Here is an 18,822-nt window from a genome sequence, read left to right on the forward strand (position 1 = left end):
TTGTTCCATGCGCCCGCGATGCGGCCGCCGGATGCCGTCACCCGCCCCGGTTCGGAGGGATTCGGACAGTACGCTGGAACCATGAGCACACAGCGGGTTTTCGTCGCGCGCCTGGCCGGGTGCGCCGTGTTCGACCCCGCCGGCGACCGGATCGGGAAAGTCCGTGATGTCGTCGTCGTGTACCGAAGTAGCGCGGCCCCTCGCGTGATCGGCCTGGTGTGCGAGATCCCCGGCCGCAGGCAGGTGTTCCTCTCGATCGGACGCGTCGGATCCATCAGCACGGGGCAGGTCATCACGTCCGGGCTGATGAACGTGCGCCGCTTCAAGCCGCGCAACGGCGAGGTGCGCATCATGGCCGAGCTCGTCGGCCGGCGGGTCGACTTCTCCGACGCCTCCGGAACCGCGGTGATCGAGGACGTCGCGATCGAGCCGAATCGGCTCGGCGAGTGGTCCGTGAGCCAGCTCTTCCTGCGCAAGCCCAAGACCAGCGCCTCTCCGTTCGCGAAGGGGCCGACCACGTTCGCGACGTGGAACCAGGTGCACGAGCACAACCGTCCCGGTGAGGCGCAGTCGGCGGAGCAGCTCGTCGCCACCTACTCCGAGATGCACCCCGCCGACCTCGCGAACACCCTGCTCGACCTGCCCCAGCAGCGCCGTATCGAGGTCGCGGAGGAGCTGCCGGACGAGCGGCTCGCCGACGCCCTCGAGGAGATGCCGGAGGACGACCAGATGGACATCCTGGATCGTCTCGGCGATGAGCGCGCCGCAGACATCCTCGACCAGATGGAGCCGGACGACGCCGCCGACCTTCTCGCACAGCTGCCGCAGGGCCGCCTGGAGCACCTCCTCGAGCTCATGGAGCCCGAGGAGGCGGAAGACGTGCGCATGCTGCTCCGCTACAGCCCCGACACCGCGGGCGGTCTGATGACCCCGGAGCCGATCATCCTCTCCGCCGACGCCACGGTCGCCGAGGCGCTGGCCCTGATCCGCCGGCACGAGCTGCACCCCGCCCTGGCCGCCGCGGTGTTCATCACGCTGCCGCCGTTCGAGACGCCCACGGGACGCCTGCTCGGCGTCGTGCACTTCCAGCGCATGCTGCGCTACCCCCCGCACGAACGGCTGGGCGCCATCGTCGACGACACGCTCGAACCCGTGCCCGCGACCGCATCAGCGGCCGAGGTGGCGCGCATGCTCGCCAGCTACGACCTCGTCTCGCTCCCCGTCGTGGATCAGGCGCACCGCCTCGTCGGCGCGATCAGCGTCGACGACGTGCTCGACTATCTGCTCCCCGACGACTGGCGCTCTCACGACGCGGATGACCACAACGGATCCGCGCGGTCCGTCACGACGCCGGGAGCGGCGGGATGATGGCGAAGTCGGGCCGTCGCGGGCTGGATCTGCCCCGCGGCCGCTCCGGCATGCTCGGCCGCGGCTCGTCCTCGATGCCGTCGAGCGACACCTTCGGGCGGTTCTCTGAGGCGTTCGCACGGGCCATGGGCACCTCCGGCTTCCTCATCGGGATGTCGGTGTTCGTCATCGTCTGGCTGTGGTGGAACATCGCCATGCCGCGGGACTGGCAGTTCGACCCGGCCGCGACGAACTTCACCCTGCTCACCCTGATCCTCTCGCTGCAGGCCTCCTACGCCGCTCCCCTGATCCTGCTCGCGCAGAACCGGCAGGACGACCGCGACCGCGTGCAGATCGAGCAGGACCGGCAGCGCGCAGAACGCAATCTCGCCGACACCGAGTACCTGGCCCGCGAGATCGTCGCGCTGCGCATGGCGCTCGAGGAGCGCTCGGCCCAGGGCGTCACCCGAGAGGTGCTGCGCGCCGAGCTCAGGGCGATGCTCGCGGAGCTGCGCGACGAGGATCCTGCGGAGCAGGCTCCGTGACCGGCGACCTCGCCGACGTGGTCCGGCGCGCCGTCGGCGCCGTCACCGACCCCGAGCTGCGCCGCCCGCTGGCCGACCTCGACATGCTCCGCGACATCACGGTGGACGGCACGGTCGCGCACGTCGGGATCGCGCTGACCATCGTCGGCTGCCCCGCGGCGACGCGGATCGAGTCCGACGTGCACGCGGCCGCTGCCGCCGTCCCCGGGATCGAAGCCGTCGAGGTCGCGGTGGGCGTGATGACGCCCGAGGAGCGCCGCGCGCTCACCGAACGCCTTCGCGACGGCAGGGCCCCCCGGCAGATGCCGTTCGGCCCGGACTCTCTCACCCGCGTGATCGCCGTCACGAGCGGCAAGGGCGGGGTCGGCAAGTCCTCGCTCACCGCCAACCTCGCCGTCGCGCTGGCCGCGCGCGGCCGCAGGGTCGGCCTGATCGACGCCGACGTGCACGGCTTCTCGATCCCCGGCCTGCTCGGCATCGCCCCCGGCACCCAGCCCACCCGGATCGACGACCTCATGCTGCCCCCGGTCGCGCACGACGTGAAGGCGATCTCGATCGGGATGTTCCTGCGCGACGGCGAATCCGTCGTCGCATGGCGCGGGCCCATGCTGCACCGCACGGTGCAGCAGTTCCTCACCGACGTGTTCTTCGGCGACCTGGACGTGCTGCTCATCGACATGCCGCCCGGCACCGGCGACATCGCGATCACGCTCGGCCAGCTCCTGCCCCACGCCGAGGTGCTCGTCGTGACCACGCCGCAGGAGGCCGCCTCCGACGTGGCGATCCGCAGCGGGCTCGTGGCACGGCAGACCGGGCAGCGCGTGATCGGGGTCGTGGAGAACATGGCCGCCTTGACCCTGCCGGACGGGACCGTGCTCGACCTGTTCGGCTCCGGCGGCGGACAGGCCGTGGCGGACGCGCTCTCGCAGGACGCGGACCCCGTCCCGCTGCTGGCCTCGGTTCCGCTGAGCCCCGCACTGCGCACGGGCGGCGACGCCGGTCTGCCGATCGTGCTCGGGGATCCTCAGGATCCTGCGGCGCGCGCGATCCTCGCGGTCGCGGACGCCGTCGATCAGGCGGGCCGCGGCCTCGCCGGGCGGCGCCTGTCCGTCACCCCTCGCTGAGCGGGATCAGGTGGCTTCGCTGTCGTAGGGGGGAAGCTCCTCGGAGGAGAACACCTTCGGCCCCTTCGTCGCCGGCACGGTCTCGCCCGAGGCCGACGCGGCGTTCATCGCGGTCGCGGTGGCCAGCAGTGCCGCGGCGGAACCCGCGGCCGCGGGCGCAGGAGCGGCTTCGACCGCTGCCGTGGGGGCGGCGGGAGCCTGCACGGCGGGGGTGTCGTCCAGCAGCGCATCCCGGATGATGCGACGCGGGTCGTACTGCCGCGGGTCGAGCTTGCGCCAGTCGAGCTCATCGATCTCCGGCCCGACCTCCTCGCGCATCCGATCCTTGGCGCCGCGCAGGTAGTCGCCGGCCTTCTTGACCAGGTGCGCGAACGATTCCGCGTACCTCGGAAGGCGCTCGGGGCCCACGAGAAGGGCAGCGATCACGCCGATCACGAGCAGCTTCTCGATGGTGATGCCGAAGAACATGTCACAAGGGTACCGCCGCGCCTCGCTCGCGCAGACACACAGGACGCCTACGCTGAGGGAACATGCGGTGCAGTGAGCGACCGCCAGGGAGTCGAAGTGAGCGAGCAGGACGCCAACGCACGGTACGTGCGAGAAGCCATCATCGAGCCGGATGAGATCGTGCGGGCCCGCGCGCACGCGGTCGAGCTCGGCGCGCAGCCCATCAGCGCCGCCGTCGGAGCCCAGATCGCCGTGCTCGCCGCGGCCACCGGCGCACGCTCGATCGTCGAGATCGGCACCGGTGCCGGCGTCTCGGGCCTGTGGCTGCTTCGCGGTGCCCCCAAGGCCGTGCTCACCTCGATCGACAACGAGCCGGAGCACCTCGCCGCCGCCCGCAGCGCCTTCCAGGACGCCCGGATCGCCCCGACGCGCGCCCGGTTCATCTCCGGCAGGGCCGCCGATGTGCTGCCCCGCATGAACGAGGCCGCCTACGACATCGTCCTCGTGGACGCGGATCCGGAGAACGTCATCGAGTACGTCGAGCACGGCCTGCGACTCGTGCGCGCCGGCGGGACTGTGCTCGTGCCGCGGGTGCTCGCCGGCGGCAGGGTCGCGGACCCGGTGCAGCGCGACGAGGTGACGGTCGCCTACCGCTCGCTCATCCAGGAGACCCAGCAGTCCCCCGCCGTGCTCGCCGCGCTGAGCACGGTCGGAGAGGGCCTGCTGCAGCTGACCGGCATCGCGGAATGACGAAAGGCCCGCAGGATGCGGGCCTTTCGAAGATCTGAGAAGATCTGGATCTGTGCAATCGTGCGGATCACTCAGGCGGCTGCCACGACGTTGCTCAGCACGTCGTGAAGCTCCTTCGCCTCCGCGTCGTTGACGGAGACGACCAGACGCCCGCCGCCCTCGAGCGGGACGCGCACGATGATCAGCCGGCCCTCCTTCACGGCCTCCATGGGTCCGTCGCCAGTCCTCGGCTTCATCGCTGCCATCGCGGTGCTCCCTTTCCTCGGTGGTCTACGACTCCCATATTAGTGGGTGCTGGGACACCGCTTACCGCGGCGCGGCCGGGCCGTGCCGTGTTCGGGCCGGTTCAGGGCACGCGCCAGAAGGTGTTCGCGAAGCCGTACACGTTCGCGATCCACAGCGCCTGCAGCCCGATGCACGCCAGCAGCACCGCGACGCGCAGCCACCAGGAGCGGCGCCATCCGACCGCGCCCCACAGCGGAGCGATCGGGAACATGAGCCGCAGCGTGCTGGACTGGGGGAAGAACACCGCCAGCAGGTACAGCGCGTAACTCGCCGAGAAGAGGCGGATCTCCGGTCCGAGCCTCCGCACACCGGGGCCGAAGATCAGCGCCGCGGCGAACAGCAGGACGAGCAGTGCCAGCACCACGAGCCCGAGCCACCCTGGCAGGCCCAGCAGCTGCGCCCAGTACGGCACCGCGCTCAGCCATCCCTCGAACGGCGAGAACACGGTGTGCCCGTCCTGCGGCATCCAGAACCCGCGCCAGCTCAGCTCGGTCTCCAGGTAGGCGTTCGGCACGCCCGTCGCGATCCCCGCGATCACCTGCCAGGCGAAGCCCACGACGACGCCGAGCGCTCCGAGGGCGAGGTAGTGCGCGATCTCGCGGCCGGTCAGCGGGTCAGCCTTCCGCCGCACCCAGCGCACCACGAGCATGAGGCCGAGCATGAGCGCGAAGGCCAGGACACCGGGCCGCGTGAAGCCCATCAGCACGATCAGCGGATACAGCCGCACGTAGCGGCGGCGGATCAGGCCGTCCAGCGCGAGCAGCAGGAACAGCATGTTCAGGACCTCGGCGTAGCCCACCTGGAACAGGGCGCCCAGAGGGCCGGAGGCGAAGAAGATGACCGTCCACACGGCCGCCATCCGGCCGATCCGGCCGCGCATCATCCGGAACAGCACGAGGCAGCAGAGATATCCGGCCACGAGGGAGACGAGTGCGGCGCCCACACCCCAGCCGCCGCTGCCGAACGGGAACGCGAAGACCTGCGAGACCCACGGGTACACGGGCAGGAACGCCCAGGCGTTCTGGGTGATGTGCCCGTCCGGGCCGAGCGGCAGGACGGTCGGATACCCGTACACGACGATGTACCAATACCACTGCGCATCCCACCCGGTCACGAACGACGCGATCGATGCCCCGTTGCCGAACCGCGAGCCCGGCGCGCCGGACAGCGTGGTCGCCCAGAACATCAGGCCGGTGGTGATCAGGCGGGCGCCGACGTAGATCGCGAGGATCCCCGCCCAGGCGGGCGTGCGGGCGTAGAACCGCGCGGCCCATCGCGGCGCTGCGGCGGCGTTGCGTCGGCGAGGCACCGCCGTGGCGGCGAGCTCAGGCACCGCTGAGCCAGGAACGCAGGCCCCGCTCGGTGGCCGTGATCTGCGAGAGCGGCACCCGCTCCTCGTCATGGTGCGCGAGATGCGGATCCCCTGGTCCGTAGTTGACGGCGGGGATGCCCAGCGCGGAGAACCGCGCCACGTCGGTCCACCCGTACTTCGGCTTCGGGGTCGCGCCGACGGCGGCGACGAACTCCTGCGCGATCGGGGCGTCCAGGCCGGGGCGGGCGCCCTCGGCGACGTCGGTGATCTCGACCGCGAACCCGGCGAACACGTTGCGCACGTGCGCCTCGGCGTCGGCGGCGGACTTGTTCGGGGCGAAGCGGTAGTTCACCTCGACCTCGCAGGCGTCGGGGATCACGTTGCCGGCGATGCCGCCGCTGATCCGCACCGCGTTCAGCCCCTCGCGGTACTCCAGGCCGTCGACCGCGACCTCGCGCGGACGGTACTCGGCCAGGCGGGCCAGGATCGGCGCCGCACGGTGGATCGCGTTCTCGCCGATCCAGGCGCGCGCCGAGTGCGCGCGCACACCGGTCGTGCGCACGACCGCGCGCAGGGTGCCGTTGCAGCCGCCCTCGACCTCTCCGTTCGAGGGCTCGCCGAGGATCGCGAAGTCGGCCTGGAACAGATCCGGCCGGTGGTCGGCGAGCAGCTTGAGGCCGTTGCGCGCGGCCTCGACCTCCTCGTTGTCGTACCACATCCAGGTGATGTCGACCACGGGCGCGGTGAGCTCGGCGGCGAGCTTGAGTTGCACCGCGACGCCCGCCTTCATGTCGACCGTGCCGCGCCCCCAGATCAGCGCCTCGCCGTCGATCTCCACGTCGCGCGTGGGCACGTTGGCGTTGATCGGCACCGTGTCGATGTGCCCGGCGATCGCGACGCGCTGCGCGCGGCCCAGATTCGTCCGGGCGACGATCGTGTTGCCGTCGCGGAGCACCTCGAGATGGCCGAGTGCGCGCACGGCCTCCTCGATCAGGTCGGCGAGGGGCTTCTCCTCCCCCGAGACGCTGGGGATGTCGCAGATCGCGCGGGTGATGTCCGCCGCGGAGGCGGTGAGATCGAGCGGCATGGTCCCCACCCTAGCGCCGCGTCATGAAGGGCAAGCTGGGGGCAGGCGTTCGGTACCGTGGAGGCATGACCGACGCGCGCATGATCCACGGCTCCGGACTGACCACCATCTCCGGCGACGGCACCGTCCTGGACGCCTGGTTCGCCGAGATCGGCACGGTCGAGCCGTCCGCGGGAGACCTCGCCGCCTCCGCGATGACCTTCGAGGCGCTCGCCGGTCCGGATGAGCGCCGCAACGTCACCGTCGAGGCGGTGCAGCTGTCGATCGACCTGGACGCCGCTCCAGCCTCGACCGCCGACGCCTACCTGCGCCTGCAGGCCCTCTCGCACCTGCTGGTGCGCCCCAACGAGCTGAACCTCGACGGCATCTTCGGCCACCTGCCGAACGTCGCGTGGACCAGCGCGGGCCCGATGCTCCCCGCCGACGCCGCGCGGCTGCGCCCGCTGCTGCAGCGCGCGGGGATCCAGATCTCCGGCGTGGACAAGTTCCCGCGGCTCACCGACTACGTGCTCCCCGAGGGCGTGCGGATCGCCGACGCCTCCCGGGTGCGCCTCGGCGCCCACCTGGCGCCCGGCACCACGGTCATGCACGAGGGCTTCGTGAACTTCAACGCGGGGACGCTCGGCGCTTCCATGGTCGAGGGCCGGATCTCGCAGGGCGTCGTCGTCGGCGACGGATCCGACATCGGCGGCGGCTCCTCGATCATGGGCACGCTCTCCGGCGGCGGCACGCACCGCGTCTCGATCGGCGCGCGCACGCTGCTGGGTGCGAACGCCGGCATCGGCATCTCCCTCGGCGACGACTGCATCGTCGAGGCGGGGCTCTACGTCACGGCCGGCACGAAGATCGTGCTCGCCGACGGCGCCCCCCTGGCCGACGGCGGCCGCCCCGTCGTCAAGGGCGGCGAGCTGAGCGGCGAGAACGGGATCCTGTTCCGCCGGAACTCGCTCTCCGGCGCCGTCGAGGCCGTGCGCCGCGCCGGGGTGGGCGTCACCCTCAACGAGGCGCTGCACGCCTAGGAGCGCAGCGAACCGATCGCGAGGCCGAGCACGCGGCGGCGCTGCTCCTCGTCGTCGTAGGCGACCGCGCTCACACCGGCGATGAGCTTGACGACGTCGGCGATCGCGACGTCCGCCTTGACGGCGCCGTCCTCCTGCGCGCGCCGCAGCAGCGGCTCCCCCGCGCCCAGCATCACACCGCGGCACTCCGCGAACACCGTCGACTCCCGGTTCAGGCCGTCGAGCAGCACGTGCTTGGTGCCCACGTACTCGACGAAGCGGTCGAGCCACGCCTCGAACGCCTGCCGCGGCGGCAGGTCGGCGACCTCGTCGGCGGCGTCGGCGAGCGCGGCGACCTCGCGGAGGTAGAGCGTCTCGATGAGGTCGTCCCTGGTGGGGAAGTTGCGGTAGAGCGTGCCGATCCCCACGCCCGCCCGGCGTGCGATGTCCTCGAGCGAGGCGCCGGAGCCGTCCTCGGCGAACGCCTCGCGCCCTGCCGCGACGAGGGCGTCGAAGTTCCGCGCGGCGTCGGCGCGGCGCGGTCGCCGCTCCTCCAGCGTCGTCGTCGCCCGGTTCTGGCCGCCCATCGTGCCGTCCTTCCAAAAAGTCTCGGAAGACCCCTTGCAAAACGGAGGGACCCTCCGGTAATCTCAATCCGGAGGCATCCTCCGTTCGGAGGTCTCCCTCCACTTTACCCCTCTTCTCCAGGCTCCGGAAGGGAACTCATGTCCCGCTCATCCACTTCGATCCTGGTCGCGATCGCCGTGGCGGTCTCCTCCATCGCGCTTCTTCAGAACCTCGTCATCCCGCTCGTGCCCCTCATCCAGGCGGAGTTCGGCGTCACCGCGGATGCGGCCAGCTGGACCATGACCGCATGGCTGATCGCCGCCGCTGTCGCGACGCCCACGCTCGGACGCGTCGGCGATCTGCGCGGCCGGCGCACGACCTTCCTCATCACCCTGGGCGTCACCGCGGCCGGCGACGTGCTCGCCGCGATCGCCCCGACGCTCGAGGTGCTCATCGTCGCCCGTGTGCTGCAGGGCGTCGGCGGCGCCCTGTTCCCCCTGGCCTACGGTCTCCTCCGCGACGCCCTGCCCCGCGAACGCGTGACCGGGGCGATCGGCGTGGTGAGCGCCGTCATCGGCATCGGCGGCGCCGCGGGCACGGTGCTCGCCGGCCCGCTGGCCGATCTTGTCGGCTGGCGCGGCACGTTCGCCGTCCCCTTCCTGGTGGCGGCGCTCGGCGCCTTCCTCACCCTCGCCGCGGTCCGCGACAGCGGCGTCCGCGCGCAGGGACGGGTCAACACGCTCTCCTCCGTGCTGCTCTCCGCCTGGCTCGTGGCGCTGCTCGTACCTCTCAGCACGGGCTCGCGCTGGGGCTGGACGTCGCCGGCCGTGCTCGCGCTGTTCGCCGTCGCCGCCCTCGCGTTCGCCGCCTGGATCGTCAGCGAGCTCCGCGCGAAGGAACCCCTCGTGGATCTCCGCCTCCTGGCCTCGCCGGCGATCTGGCCGGTGAACGCGGCATCGCTCCTGATCGGGGCCGGCGTCTTCGCGTTCTGGGGCTACCTGCCGCAGTTCCTCGAGCTGTCCACGTCCGCCGGCGGTGCGGGTCTCACCGTGCGCGACGCCGGGCTCATGCTCGTCCCGATGCTCATCGGCATGAGCGGCGTCGGCTTCGCCACCGGTGCGCTGAACCGCATCCTGTCGCTGCGCACCCTGCTGATCACCGGATCGGTGCTCATGGGCCTCTCCGGCGCGTCCGCCGCCCTCGCGCACTCGGCGCCGTGGCAGCTGGCCCTGGCCGGCGCGGGCTTCGGGATCGGATGCGGGCTGGCGTACGCGGCCTCCGCGGGAATCGTCGTGCAGAGCGTGCCCGCCGCGGTCACCGGCGTCGCGACCGGCGTGAACGCGAACCTCCGCACGATCGGATCGGCGATCGGCTCGGCCGCGACCGGCGCGATCGTGTTCGGCGCTGCCCCGCACGGCACCGGCTCCGGCTTCGCCACCGCGTGGGGGCTCGTCGCCGTCGCGACGCTCCTTGCGGGTGCGATCGTCTGGGTGGTGCGCACCCGCCCCGCGGTCACCACCTCGGCGACCGCGCTTCCCGAGCTCGTCGACGCCTGAACCGAGGATCGGGGGATCCAGGATATGATGGACGGGATGTCGGATCTTCCGGCATCTCGTCGCCATCCCGGATCCCCTGGATTCGATCCCTGGAAGCGGAGCCCTGCTCCCCCTCGCGATCCGGTTCTCGAGCGGCGACCTCTCGCGTCGAACAGACGCCCGTATGCGGCCGGACGATCCGGTCCAGGAGATATCCATGCCTACCTTCCTCGATCTCGGCGTGCCCGCCGAGCTCGCCGCCGTGCTCGAAGCCGACGGCAAGACCGAAGCGTTCCCGATCCAGCAGGGCACCCTGCCCGACTCCCTCGCCGGCCGCGACCTGCTCGGCCGTGGCCGCACCGGCAGCGGCAAGACCCTCGCCTTCGCGATCCCGCTCGTGGCGCGGCTGTCCGGAGCCAAGGCCCGGCCGCAGCACCCGCGCGGCCTCGTGCTCGCGCCGACCCGCGAGCTCGCCTCGCAGATCGCCGCGACCATCGCGCCGCTGGCCAAGGCCGCGAACCTGCGCGTGACCACGGTCTTCGGCGGAGTCAGCCAGCGGCCCCAGGAGGAGGCGCTGCGCCGCGGCGTCGACATCGTGGTGGCCTGCCCCGGCCGCCTCGAAGACCTCATGAAGCAGGGCGTCGTGCGCCTCGACGAGGTGCGGATCACCGTGCTCGACGAGGCCGACCACATGGCCGACCTCGGCTTCCTCCCCGGCGTGACCCGCATCCTGAACGCGACGCCGAAGGACGGCCAGCGCCTGCTCTTCAGCGCCACGCTCGACAACGGCATCGACGTGCTCGCGCGCCGATTCCTGCCCAACCCGGTCAGCCACGAGGTCGACGAGTCCAGCGTGCCGGTGGGCGAGATGACCCACCGCGTGCTCGAGGTCGCCGACGCCGACGTCAAGAAGGTGCTCGTGCAGACGCTCGCCTCCGGCGCCGGCCGACGCATCCTGTTCACCCGCACGAAGCACCAGGCCAAGAAGCTCGCCAAGGTGCTCACCACGGCCGGCATCCCCTCCGTGGACCTGCACGGCAACCTCTCCCAGGGAGCCCGCGAGCGCAACCTCGCGGCGTTCTCCGGCGATCCGGCCGACGGCGGCGTGCGCGTGCTCGTGGCGACCGACGTGGCCGCCCGCGGTGTGCACGTCGATGACGTCGACCTCGTCGTGCACGTGGATCCGCCGGCCGAGCACAAGGCGTACCTGCACCGCTCCGGTCGCACGGCGCGCGCGGGCGCGGCGGGCACGGTCGTCACCTTGCTGCTGCCCGAGCAGCGCCGCGACGTGAAGGACCTGCTGCGCAAGGCGAAGATCACCGCGGCCATCGAACCGGTCTCCGCGACCTCCCCTGCCGTGGCCGAGCTCGTCGGCGAGACCGCCGCGTACGTGAAGCCCGCACCGGCCCAGCAGCCGCAGCGTCAGGCGCCGAAGAAGAAGCCCGCCCCGCAGGCGCAGAACCGGCAGCCCCAGGGACAGCGCCGCGCGGCCGGAGCCAGCGACGCCTCGGCTCCCGCTCCCGCCCGGCGCCGCCGCCGTCGCTCGTCGCGCCCGCAGGGCACGCCGACCGGCCGCTGACCGCTTTCGCCGACCGCCTCCTGACCAGCTCCTGACCGCGAGACTCCAACTCCGCGACGAGACTGCAGTAATTAGCCGCATTCTCGTCGCCCAGATGGAGTCTCGCGGACTTTGAGCCGCCGGAGACGAAGAAAGGGGGATCCGAATCGGATCCCCCTTTCTTGTGCGCCGACTCAGCTGCGGCGGAACTCGCGCTCGCGCGACCCCGTGTACAGCTGCTGCGGGCGGCCGATCTTGGTCTGCGGGTCGAGGTTCAGCTCGCGCCACTGCGCCAGCCAGCCGGGCAGGCGACCGATCGCGAACAGCACCGTGAACATGCGGGTCGGGAAGCCCATCGCCTTGTAGATCACGCCGGTGTAGAAGTCGACGTTCGGGTACAGGCGGCGCTCCTGGAAGTAGTCGTCCGCGAGAGCGATCTCCTCGAGCTCCTTCGCCAGGTCGAGAAGCGGATCCGTGACGCCGAGCTCGGTGAGCACCTCGTCGGCGGCGGCCTTGACGAGCTTGGCGCGCGGGTCGTAGTTCTTGTAGACCCGGTGCCCGAAGCCCATGAGCTTCACGCCGTCTTCCTTGTTCTTCACCCGCTCGACGAAGCGCTGCACGCTCTGACCCGAGTCGCGGATCTGGCCGAGCATGGTCAGCACGGCCTCGTTGGCGCCGCCGTGCAGCGGTCCGGAGAGCGCCTGGATCCCGGCGGAGATCGACGCGAACTGGTTCGCCCCGGTGGAGCCCACCAGGCGCACCGTGGAGGTGGAGGCGTTCTGCTCGTGGTCCTCGTGCAGGATCAGCAGCAGCTCGAGCGCCCGCGACATGACGGGGTTGATCTCGTAGGGCTCGCTGTGCACGCCGAAGTTGAGCTTGAGGAAGTTGTCCACGAAGCTCAGCGAGTTGTCCGGGTAGAGGAACGCCTGGCCGACGCTCTTCTTGTGCGCGTACGCCGCGATCACCGGGAGTTTGGCGAGCATGCGCACCATGTTCAGCTCGACGTGCTCCGGGTTGTTCACGTCCGTCTCGCCCTCGTAGTACGTCGAGAGGGCCGCAACCGCGCTCGACAGCACCGACATGGGGTGCGCCGTGTGCGGCAGTGCGGAGAAGAAGTGCTTGAGATCCTCGTGCAGCAGCGTGTGCCGACGGATCTTCTCGTCGAACTCCGCCAGCTCCGTAGCGCTCGGCAGCTCGCCGTAGATGAGCAGCCAGGCGACCTCGAGGTAGGAGCAGGAGTTGGCGATCTGCTCGATGGGATAGCCGCGGTAGCGCAGGATCCCCTTGTCTCCGTCGATGAACGTGATCTCCGACTTGGTGGAGGCCGTGTTCACGAAGCCGTAGTCGAGACCGGTGTGGCCGGTCTGCCTGGTCAGAGTGGAGAAGTCGATGCTGGCGTGCCCGTCGGTGCCATGCAGGATCGGGAACTCCGCGGTCTTGTCGCCTACTGTCAGCGTTGCCTTCGTAGGCCGCTCGCCCGCTGCGCTCACGCAGACCTCCTCATGCGTCTGTCTCGTGTGGGGGATGCGCGATCCGTGCCGGTGGGCCCGTGATCGCGTCGCTCATACAGCCTAGTCCGCGCGCAGACCTACTGTGAAAACGACCAAGAGTGATGCCCGGGGCCCTGTGGAAACCTACGAAGCCATTCCGCGCAGGCGCGCCGCGGCCGCCTCGATCCGCTCGAGCGGCGCCGTCAGCGAGAGCCGCACGTGCTGCGGAGAGTGCTCTCCGTAGAACGGCCCTGGACCGGCCAGGATCCCGAGGTCGGCGAGCACGCCCATGGACTCCCAGGCGTCGCGGCCCTGGGTGACCCACAGGTACAGGCCGGCCTCCGAGCCGTCGATCCGGAAGCCCGCATCGAGGAGCGCCGGCCGCAGCACGTCGCGCCGCTGCCGGTAGCGCTCCTTCTGCGCCGCCACGTGCTCGTCGTCGCGCAGGGCGACGGCCATGGCGTGCTGCACGGGCGCGGGCGGCATGAGGCCGAGGTGCTTGCGGGCGGTGAGGATCTCCCCCACCACGCGGGCGCAGCCGGCGACGAATGCGGCCCGATAGCCGGCGAGGTTGGACTGCTTGCTGAGCGAGTACACGCTGAGCAGGCCCGCCCTGGTCCCTCCCGTGACGCGCGGGTCCAGCACGGAGGGCACGGGCTCCGTGGCCCACGGACCGTCCCAGCCGAGCTCGGCGTAGCACTCGTCGCTCGCGAGGATGGCGCCCAGCTCGCGCGCCCGTCCCACCGCCGCGGCGAGCTCGTCGACGCTCCAGGTGCGTCCGTCCGGGTTGCCGGGGGTGTTGATCCAGATGAGCTTGGCGCCCTCGGGCCAGAGCGCGGGATCGTCCTCGCTCACGACCGTCGCGCCGACGACCTGCGCACCGACCGCGTAGGTCGGGTAGGCGACGCGCGGCTGCACCACGATGTCGCCGGCGCCGAGCCCGAGCAGCGTCGGCAGCAGCGCCACGAGCTCCTTGGAGCCGATCGTGGGCATCACGTTGTCCACGCGCAGATCGGGCACGCCACGGCGCCGCGCGTACCAGTCCACGATCGCCTCGCGCACGGCCGGGGTGCCGACCGTCTGCGGATAGGAATGCGCGTCGGTCGCTTCGGCGAGCGCATGGCGGATGATCTCGGGCGTCGGATCCACCGGGGAGCCGATCGCGAGGTCGACGATGCCGTCGGGGTGCGCGGCCGCACGCTCACGGAACGGGGTGACCGCGTCCCAGGGGTAGTCGGCGAGATCGCGGACGGACATGGCGGTGGCTACTCGCCCTGCGGCGGCAGCACGGCGATGACCGGGTGGTCGTGGTGGATCACGCCGACCTTGGCGGCCCCGCCAGGGGATCCGATCTCGTCGAAGAACTCGACGTTCGCCTTGTAGTAGTCCGCCCACTCCTCGGGGAGGTCGTCCTCGTAGTAGATCGCCTCGACAGGGCACACGGGCTCGCACGCGCCGCAGTCGACGCACTCGTCGGGGTGGATGTACAACGATCGCTCACCCTCGTAGATGCAGTCCACGGGGCACTCGTCGACGCAGGCACGATCCTTCACGTCGACGCAGGGAAGAGCGATCACATATGTCACGGATCCAGTCTACGACCCGTCGGCGGACGCTTCTCCCGCCACCCGCCCTCGAGCCGCCTGCTCCTGCTGGAGACGGCGGATCCGCGAGAAGTCCGGCCAGGCGGCGACCAGGAGCACCATCACGGCGACGGTCCACGTCCAGGTCACGCCCAGCAGATCGTTCGGAACGATGACCGAGCCGCCGGGTCCGCGACCCGAGATCACGACCATGCCCAGGAGCATTCCCAGACCCGTCGCGAGCGCACCCCAGCGGTCGTGGAGCAGCAGCCGCACCGCGAGGAGCATCCCGCCGCACGCGATGGCGCCGAGCACCAGGCCGGCCCAGGGCAGTCCCCAGACCGAGGTCGCGTGCGTGACCGTCGTCGCGAGGCCGAACACCGCCCCCACCACGAACAGGGCCACCCACGACAGCGCTCTGCCGAGCCAGGATTCACGCACGGTCCGAGCTTACGCGGCCCACCCTAGGAGCCGCAGGAGAGCCGCGACGACCGCGGCGGCGATCACCACGACGAGGAACGACTGCCGCAGCAGCAGGAGGCCCGCCGCGACGAGCACTGCGGGCACCCTCGCGTCCACGACGATGTGAGGACCGGCCGCGAGCGTCTGCACCGCCACGAGGGCGGCCAGCAGCGCGACCGTCAGCAGGTCGGTGATCCGCGCCGGCCGCGGGGCCTCGAGCACCGACGCCGGCACGAGATAGCCCGCGCCCTTGAGCGCCAGGCAGCCGATGGCGGCCAGCAGCACGGCGTTCCACAGGGTCATGCCGCCTCCTCCCCTGGCGTCCGGACGACGCTCTTCGGCGCGAACCAGTTGAACCAGCCGACGACGATCGCGACGAACGCCGCGACGAGCACCGGAAGGCCGGGGATCAGCACAGGGGTGAGCACCGTGGCGACGGCGGCGGCCGCGATGCCGACCGCGATGGCCTGACGCTTGCGCAGGCGCGGCCACAGCAGCGCGAGGAATGCCGCAGCGGCCGCCGCATCCAGTCCATAGGTCTTCGGATCCCCCAGCACGTCGCCCAGCAGCGCACCGAGCAGGGTCGTCAGATTCCAGCCGAGATAGATTCCGACACCGGTGATCCAGAACCCGACGCGGCGCGCACGCGGCGAGCGCTGCGCGAGCGACACGGCAGTGGACTCGTCGATCGTGAACGGAGCGGCGAGACCGCGCCGGAGGGCCCCGCGTCCGATCACCGGCGACATCCGCATGCCGTAGGCGACGTTGCGTACGCCCAGCAGCAGCGCGGAGGCGATCGCGGCGGGTGCGGCGGCGAGACCGCCCGCCCCGATCACGCCCACGAAGGCGAACTGCGATCCGCCGGTGAACATCAGCAGGCTGAGCACGCACGTCTGCCAGACGTCGAAGCCGCTGGCGACCGCGAGCGCGCCGAAGGAGATGCCGTACGCGCTCGTCGCGAGGGCGACGCCGAACGCCTCCCGGCGCGCGATGCGCACCTCGGCGGCGACGTCGTCCTCGTGGCCGTTCTCGATCGTTCGCTCCTCTGAACGCATGACGATCATTGTGAACAAGGGCAAATCGTTTGTCAAGGTGAACGATCGTTTGGAATACTGGCCGCATGGATGATCTCCGCGAGCGCATCTCCCGGTCCCTGCGTCGAGAGCGCGAGGCGGCGGGAATCTCCGTCTCCGAGCTCGCCCGCCGCGCGGGCATCTCGAAGGCGACGGTGTCGCAGCTGGAGAACGGATCCTCTGGCCCCAGCGTGGAGACGCTGTGGGCGATCGCCGACGCGCTCGGGGTCCCGTTCGCCGCGTTCGTCGAAGAGCGCACGAACGCCCCGACCCTGATCCGCGCCGGTGACCACGCCGGCGTGCCCTCGGCCGCGGCGCCGTATCTGGCGACTCTCATCGCGGCCTGTCCCCCGGGCGCCCGCCGCGACCTGTACATCATCCAGGCGGAGCCGGGCGAACCACGCCGCTCGCAGCCGCACCACGTGGGCACCACGGAGCACGTGGTGCTGATCAGCGGACGCGCCCTGATCGGGCCCGCGGACGCCTCCGAGGAGCTCTGCCCCGGCGACTACCTCTCCTACCCCGGAGACGCCTCCCACGTGTTCGAGGCCCTCGAGCCCGGCACATCCGCGGTGCTCATCTCCGAACTGCGCTGAGCCGCGTTGCGCGCCGCACGCCAGGACACGGCGCGCGAACGCCCGGCGCGCGAAACGGCCCGCCTGCCGGAGCAGACGGGCCGTTTTCGAGCATCGAAGACTCAGGCGTTGGCGTCCTGGCGCTTCAGGCGCGCGGTCTCACGCGCACGGGTGGTCTGGTCCAGCGCCACCTTGCGGATGCGCACGGCCTCCGGGGTGACCTCCACGCACTCGTCGTCACGGGCGAACTCGAGGCTCTCCTCGAGCGTCAGCAGGCGCGGGGGCGTCATCGACTCGAAGGTGTCGGAGCTCGCGGCACGCATGTTCGTGAGCTTCTTCTCCTTGGTGATGTTCACGTCCATGTCGTCGGCGCGCGAGTTCTCACCGATCACCATGCCCTCGTAGACCTCCTGGGTCGGCTGGACGAAGAACGACATCCGCTCCTGCAGCGCGATCATCGCGAACGGCGTGACGACGCCCATGCGGTCGGCGACGATCGAGCCGTTCTGGCGAGTCGTGATCTGGCCGGCCCACGGCTCGTAGCCGTGCGAGATCGCGTTGGCGATACCCGTGCCGCGGGTCGTGGTGAGGAACTCGGTGCGGAAGCCGATCAGGCCGCGCGACGGGACGACGAACTCCATGCGCACCCATCCGGTGCCGTGGTTCGACATGCCCTCCATGCGGCCCTTCCGGGCCGCGAGCAGCTGGGTGATCGCGCCGAGGTACTCCTCGGGCGCGTCGATCGTGAGGTGCTCGAACGGCTCGTGGGTCTTGCCGTTCACCTGCTTCGTGACCACCTGGGGCTTGCCGACGGTGAGCTCGAAGCCCTCACGACGCATGTTCTCGACGAGGATGGCCAGCGCCAGCTCACCGCGGCCCTGCACCTCCCAGGCGTCCGGACGTCCGATGTCGACGACCTTGAGCGAGACGTTTCCGATCAGCTCGCGGTCGAGGCGATCCTTCACCATGCGCGCGGTGAGCTTGTGGCCCTTGACCTTGCCCATGAGCGGCGAGGTGTTGGTGCCGATCGTCATCGAGATGGCGGGGTCGTCGACGTGGATCTGCGGCAGCGGACGGACATCCTCCGGGTCGGCGATGGTCTCGCCGATCGTGATGTCCTCGAAACCGGCGATCGCGACGATGTCGCCGGGGCCGGCCTCTTCCGCGGGGTAGCGCTCGAGCGCGCGGGTCTTCAGCAGCTCCGTGACGCGGGCGTTGCTGGTGGAGCCGTCCGCGCGCACCCAGGCGACGGTCTGACCCTTCTTGAGGGTGCCGTTGAAGACGCGCAGCAGCGCGAGGCGGCCGAGGAACGGCGAGGAGTCGAGGTTCGTGACCCACGCCTGCAGCGGCGCCTCGTCGTCGTAGGCCGGGGCCGGCACGTGCTCGAGGATCGCCTCGAACAGCGGCTCGAGGTCCTCGTTGTCCGGCAGCGCGCCGTTCTCCGGGCGGTTGTGCGACGCAGCGCCGGCGCGGCCGGAGGCGTACACCACGGGCACGTCGAGCAGCGCGTCGACGTCGAGGTCGGGCACGTCGTCGACGAGGTCGGACGCGAGGCCCAGCAGCAGGTCGTGCGCCTCCTCCTCGACCTCGGCGATGCGCGCGTCGGGACGGTCGGTCTTGTTCACCAGCAGGATCACCGGGAGCTTCGCCTCGAGCGCCTTGCGCAGCACGAAGCGGGTCTGCGGAAGCGGGCCCTCGCTCGCGTCCACGAGCAGCACCACGCCGTCGACCATGGACAGACCGCGCTCGACCTCGCCGCCGAAGTCGGCGTGGCCCGGGGTGTCGATCACGTTGATCGTGATCGGGCTCTCGGCGTGGATGCCGTTGTAGGTGATCGCCGTGTTCTTAGCGAGGATCGTGATGCCCTTCTCACGCTCCAGGTCGTTGGAGTCCATCGCGCGCTCTTCGACGTGCGCGTGCTCCCCGAAGGAACCGGTCTGGCGGAGCATGGCGTCCACGAGCGTGGTCTTGCCGTGGTCGACGTGCGCGACGATGGCGACGTTGCGGAGATCGGAACGGAGGGCGTGCGCCATGAAGGAATCCAATGCAGCTGGGGTTTCGCCCGGGATTCCGGACTCTTCAGG

20 protein-coding genes are annotated in these 18,822 nt (G+C 70.9%); 8 read left to right on the top strand and 12 right to left on the bottom strand.

Translation table 11 applies throughout. The annotated features are described in order from the left end of the window. Positions 1-81 precede the first annotated feature (81 nt). From CQ044_RS11205 to CQ044_RS11215, 3 genes are read left to right on the top strand one after another with little or no spacing between them, the layout of a single operon-like run. On the top strand, positions 82-1,368 hold the full coding sequence (locus CQ044_RS11205; RefSeq protein WP_045272243.1) for a magnesium transporter: 1,287 nt from the start codon (positions 82-84) through the stop codon (positions 1,366-1,368). Beyond that, positions 1,368-1,892, top strand: coding sequence for a DUF1003 domain-containing protein (locus CQ044_RS11210; protein ID WP_105688626.1), 525 nt, complete (start codon positions 1,368-1,370; stop codon positions 1,890-1,892). The genes CQ044_RS11205 and CQ044_RS11210 overlap by 1 nt, the downstream gene beginning before the upstream one ends. Beyond that, complete coding sequence (locus CQ044_RS11215) at positions 1,889-3,016, top strand: Mrp/NBP35 family ATP-binding protein (RefSeq protein ID WP_105688550.1); 1,128 nt, start codon at positions 1,889-1,891, stop codon at positions 3,014-3,016. Before CQ044_RS11210 ends, CQ044_RS11215 begins: the two co-directional genes overlap by 4 nt. A 6-nt stretch (positions 3,017-3,022) precedes the next feature. On the opposite strand, the gene CQ044_RS11220 is transcribed toward CQ044_RS11215, so the two are convergent. Beyond that, positions 3,023-3,484 carry a Sec-independent protein translocase TatB gene (locus tag CQ044_RS11220; RefSeq protein ID WP_105688551.1) on the bottom strand — a complete coding sequence of 154 codons (462 nt, stop codon included), beginning with the start codon at positions 3,482-3,484 and terminating at the stop codon, positions 3,023-3,025. A 96-nt stretch (positions 3,485-3,580) separates the two neighbouring features. Between CQ044_RS11220 and CQ044_RS11225 the strand changes: the two genes are divergently transcribed. Then, positions 3,581-4,213: an O-methyltransferase gene (locus CQ044_RS11225; RefSeq protein ID WP_105688552.1), complete on the top strand. Its 633-nt coding sequence runs from the start codon at positions 3,581-3,583 to the stop codon at positions 4,211-4,213. A gap of 71 nt (positions 4,214-4,284) precedes the next feature. Here the strand turns inward: CQ044_RS11225 and CQ044_RS11230 are convergent, their stop codons facing one another. From CQ044_RS11230 to dapE, 3 genes are all read right to left on the bottom strand, one after another. After that, positions 4,285-4,458 (bottom strand): DUF3117 domain-containing protein, encoded by a 174-nt coding sequence (locus tag CQ044_RS11230; RefSeq protein WP_082076728.1) that lies wholly within the window; start codon positions 4,456-4,458, stop codon positions 4,285-4,287. Between the two features lie 101 nt (positions 4,459-4,559). Beyond that, on the bottom strand, positions 4,560-5,831 hold the full coding sequence (locus CQ044_RS11235) for a hypothetical protein (RefSeq protein WP_258133273.1): 1,272 nt from the start codon (positions 5,829-5,831) through the stop codon (positions 4,560-4,562). After that, positions 5,824-6,897 carry a succinyl-diaminopimelate desuccinylase gene (gene dapE, locus CQ044_RS11240; protein WP_105688553.1) on the bottom strand — a complete coding sequence of 358 codons (1,074 nt, stop codon included), beginning with the start codon at positions 6,895-6,897 and terminating at the stop codon, positions 5,824-5,826. The genes CQ044_RS11235 and dapE overlap by 8 nt, the downstream gene beginning before the upstream one ends. Positions 6,898-6,962: 65 nt before the next feature. On the opposite strand from dapE, the gene dapD reads away from it, so the two are divergent. Further along, positions 6,963-7,916 carry a 2,3,4,5-tetrahydropyridine-2,6-dicarboxylate N-succinyltransferase gene (gene dapD, locus CQ044_RS11245; RefSeq protein WP_105688554.1) on the top strand — a complete coding sequence of 318 codons (954 nt, stop codon included), beginning with the start codon at positions 6,963-6,965 and terminating at the stop codon, positions 7,914-7,916. On the opposite strand, the gene CQ044_RS11250 is transcribed toward dapD, so the two are convergent. Continuing rightward, positions 7,913-8,482, bottom strand: a complete 570-nt coding sequence (locus tag CQ044_RS11250) for a TetR/AcrR family transcriptional regulator (protein ID WP_045272236.1) — start codon at positions 8,480-8,482, stop codon at positions 7,913-7,915. The two genes, dapD and CQ044_RS11250, sit on opposite strands and share 4 nt — an antisense overlap. A 138-nt stretch (positions 8,483-8,620) precedes the next feature. On the opposite strand from CQ044_RS11250, the gene CQ044_RS11255 reads away from it, so the two are divergent. Together CQ044_RS11255 and CQ044_RS11260 are read left to right on the top strand one after the other, a co-directional pair. After that, positions 8,621-10,018: an MFS transporter gene (locus CQ044_RS11255; protein WP_105688555.1), complete on the top strand. Its 1,398-nt coding sequence runs from the start codon at positions 8,621-8,623 to the stop codon at positions 10,016-10,018. A 196-nt stretch (positions 10,019-10,214) separates the two neighbouring features. Then, a complete protein-coding gene (locus tag CQ044_RS11260; protein ID WP_105688556.1) occupies positions 10,215-11,576 on the top strand; it encodes a DEAD/DEAH box helicase in 1,362 nt (453 codons plus the stop codon). Between the two features lie 173 nt (positions 11,577-11,749). On the opposite strand, the gene CQ044_RS11265 is transcribed toward CQ044_RS11260, so the two are convergent. The 6 genes from CQ044_RS11265 to CQ044_RS11290 form a co-directional block, all read right to left on the bottom strand. Continuing rightward, the gene (locus CQ044_RS11265; protein ID WP_105688557.1) at positions 11,750-13,045 is read right to left on the bottom strand and encodes a citrate synthase; all 1,296 of its coding nucleotides are present in this window, start codon (positions 13,043-13,045) and stop codon (positions 11,750-11,752) included. A gap of 144 nt (positions 13,046-13,189) precedes the next feature. Beyond that, positions 13,190-14,302, bottom strand: coding sequence for a succinyldiaminopimelate transaminase (dapC, locus tag CQ044_RS11270; protein WP_045272232.1), 1,113 nt, complete (start codon positions 14,300-14,302; stop codon positions 13,190-13,192). Between the two features lie 8 nt (positions 14,303-14,310). After that, a complete protein-coding gene (fdxA, locus tag CQ044_RS11275) occupies positions 14,311-14,631 on the bottom strand; it encodes a ferredoxin (RefSeq protein WP_045272231.1) in 321 nt (106 codons plus the stop codon). A 9-nt stretch (positions 14,632-14,640) separates the two neighbouring features. After that, a complete protein-coding gene (locus CQ044_RS11280; RefSeq protein ID WP_181158285.1) occupies positions 14,641-15,069 on the bottom strand; it encodes a histidinol dehydrogenase in 429 nt (142 codons plus the stop codon). Positions 15,070-15,078: 9 nt separating this feature from the next. Beyond that, positions 15,079-15,393, bottom strand: a complete 315-nt coding sequence (locus CQ044_RS11285; protein WP_045272230.1) for an AzlD domain-containing protein — start codon at positions 15,391-15,393, stop codon at positions 15,079-15,081. Next, positions 15,390-16,145: an AzlC family ABC transporter permease gene (locus CQ044_RS11290; RefSeq protein WP_105688628.1), complete on the bottom strand. Its 756-nt coding sequence runs from the start codon at positions 16,143-16,145 to the stop codon at positions 15,390-15,392. The genes CQ044_RS11285 and CQ044_RS11290 overlap by 4 nt, the downstream gene beginning before the upstream one ends. A 65-nt stretch (positions 16,146-16,210) precedes the next feature. Between CQ044_RS11290 and CQ044_RS11295 the strand changes: the two genes are divergently transcribed. Further along, the gene (locus tag CQ044_RS11295) at positions 16,211-16,759 is read left to right on the top strand and encodes a helix-turn-helix domain-containing protein (protein WP_105688558.1); all 549 of its coding nucleotides are present in this window, start codon (positions 16,211-16,213) and stop codon (positions 16,757-16,759) included. 101 nt (positions 16,760-16,860) lie between these two features. Here the strand turns inward: CQ044_RS11295 and typA are convergent, their stop codons facing one another. Next, complete coding sequence (typA, locus tag CQ044_RS11300; protein ID WP_105688559.1) at positions 16,861-18,771, bottom strand: translational GTPase TypA; 1,911 nt, start codon at positions 18,769-18,771, stop codon at positions 16,861-16,863. Positions 18,772-18,822: the final 51 nt, after the last annotated feature.

It is taken from the genome of Microbacterium sp. MYb64, assembly GCF_002979495.1.
GTDB lineage: Bacteria > Actinomycetota > Actinomycetes > Actinomycetales > Microbacteriaceae > Microbacterium > Microbacterium azadirachtae_A.

Bases quoted from the DNA above. Each gene is read 5' to 3' on its own strand.
- CQ044_RS11205 (WP_045272243.1), top strand. From the start codon at position 82: ATGAGCACACAGCGGGTTTTCGTCGCGCGCCTGGCCGGGTGCGCCGTG.
- CQ044_RS11210 (WP_105688626.1), top strand. From the start codon at position 1,368: ATGGCGAAGTCGGGCCGTCGCGGGCTGGATCTGCCCCGCGGCCGCTCC.
- CQ044_RS11220 (WP_105688551.1), bottom strand. From the start codon at position 3,484: ATGTTCTTCGGCATCACCATCGAGAAGCTGCTCGTGATCGGCGTGATC.
- CQ044_RS11230 (WP_082076728.1), bottom strand. From the start codon at position 4,458: ATGGCAGCGATGAAGCCGAGGACTGGCGACGGACCCATGGAGGCCGTG.
- dapE (WP_105688553.1), bottom strand. From the start codon at position 6,897: ATGCCGCTCGATCTCACCGCCTCCGCGGCGGACATCACCCGCGCGATC.
- dapD (WP_105688554.1), top strand. From the start codon at position 6,963: ATGACCGACGCGCGCATGATCCACGGCTCCGGACTGACCACCATCTCC.
- CQ044_RS11250 (WP_045272236.1), bottom strand. From the start codon at position 8,482: ATGGGCGGCCAGAACCGGGCGACGACGACGCTGGAGGAGCGGCGACCG.
- CQ044_RS11255 (WP_105688555.1), top strand. From the start codon at position 8,621: ATGTCCCGCTCATCCACTTCGATCCTGGTCGCGATCGCCGTGGCGGTC.
- CQ044_RS11260 (WP_105688556.1), top strand. From the start codon at position 10,215: ATGCCTACCTTCCTCGATCTCGGCGTGCCCGCCGAGCTCGCCGCCGTG.
- dapC (WP_045272232.1), bottom strand. From the start codon at position 14,302: ATGTCCGTCCGCGATCTCGCCGACTACCCCTGGGACGCGGTCACCCCG.
- CQ044_RS11285 (WP_045272230.1), bottom strand. From the start codon at position 15,393: ATGACCCTGTGGAACGCCGTGCTGCTGGCCGCCATCGGCTGCCTGGCG.
- CQ044_RS11290 (WP_105688628.1), bottom strand. From the start codon at position 16,145: ATGCGTTCAGAGGAGCGAACGATCGAGAACGGCCACGAGGACGACGTC.
- CQ044_RS11295 (WP_105688558.1), top strand. From the start codon at position 16,211: ATGGATGATCTCCGCGAGCGCATCTCCCGGTCCCTGCGTCGAGAGCGC.
- typA (WP_105688559.1), bottom strand. From the start codon at position 18,771: ATGGCGCACGCCCTCCGTTCCGATCTCCGCAACGTCGCCATCGTCGCG.